This is a genomic window from Pseudomonas sp. PA-4-8C, from assembly GCF_021606625.1.
Lineage (GTDB): Bacteria > Pseudomonadota > Gammaproteobacteria > Pseudomonadales > Pseudomonadaceae > Aquipseudomonas > Aquipseudomonas lactis.
Genome location: NZ_WKCD01000464.1, coordinates 1 through 2267, shown reverse-complemented (window position 1 = coordinate 2267; position 2267 = coordinate 1). Strand labels below are relative to the sequence as shown.

General features: G+C 58.1%; 2 protein-coding genes. Both read right to left on the bottom strand.

Annotated elements, in window-relative coordinates:
* The coding region (locus tag GIW04_RS29955; RefSeq protein ID WP_236479554.1) for an aminotransferase class III-fold pyridoxal phosphate-dependent enzyme at nt 1-769 on the bottom strand (769 nt) is incomplete at its 3' end.
* A gap of 50 nt (nt 770-819) precedes the next feature.
* Nucleotides 820-2151, bottom strand: coding sequence for a SidA/IucD/PvdA family monooxygenase (locus GIW04_RS29950; protein ID WP_268939285.1), 1332 nt, complete (start codon nt 2149-2151; stop codon nt 820-822).
* Between the last annotated feature and the right edge of the window lie 116 nt (nt 2152-2267).

The following is a 2267-nucleotide window of genomic DNA, read 5'->3' as shown; positions in this document are numbered from 1 at the left end:
GCTCGAAACTGAAGAAGGTCCCGGTGCGGCCGCAACCGGCCTGGATATCATCGATGATCAGCAGGATGTCGTGCTCAGCCGTCAGTTTGCGCAAACGCACCAGCCAGTCGGAAGACGCTACGTTGATTCCGCCTTCGCCCTGAATGGTTTCCAGAATCACCGCCGCCGGAAGATCCATGCCAGAGCTGTTGTCGTTCAGCAAACGTTCGAAATACTCGACGGAATCCAGACCTTTTAGGTAGCCGTCGTAGGGCATGCGGAACACATAGGGATCGACGCCAGGTTGGCGATTATCGCGGTTTCCGGTCAGCCCCAGCGAGGTGTTCGACATCCCGTGAAAGCCATTGGTGAACGCGACGATGTGCTGCCGCCCGGTGACCTTGCGCGCCAGTTTGATGGCCGACTCCACCACGCTGGTGCCCGTGGGCGAGGTGAACTGCATTTTGTAAGACAGCGCCCGTGGCTCAAGAATGATCTTGCGCAAGTTGAAGAGAAACTCCTGCTTGGCCCGGCTGTGCATGTCCAGCGCCGCCTGGATCCCGTCACGTTGCAAGTAGTCGATTACCGCTGCCTTGACCGGTTTAGGGTTGTGACCATAGTTGACCGAGCCGGCGCAACTTAGAAAGTCGATGTAGGCCTGCCCCTTGAGGTCGTACAGATAGCTGCCCTGAGCCTGGTCGAAGACCACGGGGAAACTGCGGCAATAACTTCGCGCCTGGGACTCGACCTCGGCAAATATACCCAACTCATCCATTCCTGAAATTTCCATTTACGGCCTACTCATATAAGGGGTCGAGGTGCGTGCGATCAAAAGGCGACTCAGGCGATTTTTTCTGCGGCGTCTTCCAGCCCCAGTTGTTCGCTCAACGACGTGAAAATTTCCCGGGCCCGCAGCGACAACAGGCTGAAGGAGCCTGCATCGCCGTAGCCGTGGGACGACTCGCACAAACCGTTGAGGTAAAGCGCCGGCAAGTTGCAGCCTGCGCGCGCGGACAGGCGATAATCACGTCCGATGCGAATCACGCCCTGGGCATCACAGTCCAGGCTTTCGGCCAGGTCGCGCAGAATGGAGGGGAAACGTTCGTCTTGGGCGCCGGTGCCCAGGTTGCGGAATCCGGTAGCCAGCACGACAGCGTCCAACTCAGGCAGTTGTTCGGTGGTCCCGGCCTGGGTGTCGAGTAGCGTCAGCGAGTAGCTGTGGCCGGTGGCTGTGCAAGCCTGGATGTCACTGAAACTCTTGATGGTGGTTCTGTTTTTACCCTGCAACTTGTCTTCATACATGCCTACATACAACTCCGAGATCACGTCGGCGTCGGCAGCGGAGTAGTTGGTGTAATGCAAGTGGCGGTTGATGTTCTTCTTCGCTTCGGCGGAACTGTTGTAGTACTGGTCAACAAAGGACGGGAAGTACACATGCTCGCTGAACTGGCTGGTGTCCTTGAGGCGGAAACCGTAGCCGCGCTGGATGTTGATGATCTCGAGGTGTGGGTAGCTATGGCGCAGGTGCAGCATGATCTCGATCGCACTCTGGCTGCCGCCTACTACCGCGACCCGCTTCAACTCGCGCTGTTGCGCTAGTTGCGCCAACCGCCCGAGGTACTGGGTCAAATGGAAAACCTGGTCGGCGGCGCAGTCGGTGAATGCCTGCGGGATCACGGGTGTCCGCCCGGGTGCGACGACCAGCGAGCGGGCAAAAAACTTGCTCCCGGTTTGCGTAGTCACGCAATACAGGTTGCTGACAGGGTCTGCCTGAATCGATGTCACGGCCTGGTTGTAAACCACGTCTTTGGCAAAGAAACCCGCGACCCAGCGCACGTACTCGGCGAATTCGCTGCGCAGCGGAAACTCCAAACCAAGATTGAGGTGCTCGAAAAGCCGATCATTTTCGAACAGGAAGTTGGTGAAGGTGTAGCGGCTGCGCGGGTTGCGTGGCGTCACCAGATCGCGGCTCGGATGATTCTGGATATCGCTGCCCGACAGCATCATCTGCGGTTGCCATTTCGTACTGCCCTGGCGCTCCAGGAACAGGCGTGTTCCGGCAAAGCCTAATTCTTCCAAGGCAATGGCCAAGGCGATGTTCGCGGGCCCAAAACCTATACCGATGACATCGTAGACTTGCCCGTCACGCCCTGAATCACTGGGCGGTTGCAGGAGCTGAGTGCAACACAGTTACTGGATTGAGGCGGGAGCCTCGTGATGCTTGGCCATCAGCTCGGTCATGACCTCGATGGGGCACTTGAAACCGAAGCGCTTACGCGGTCGGATGT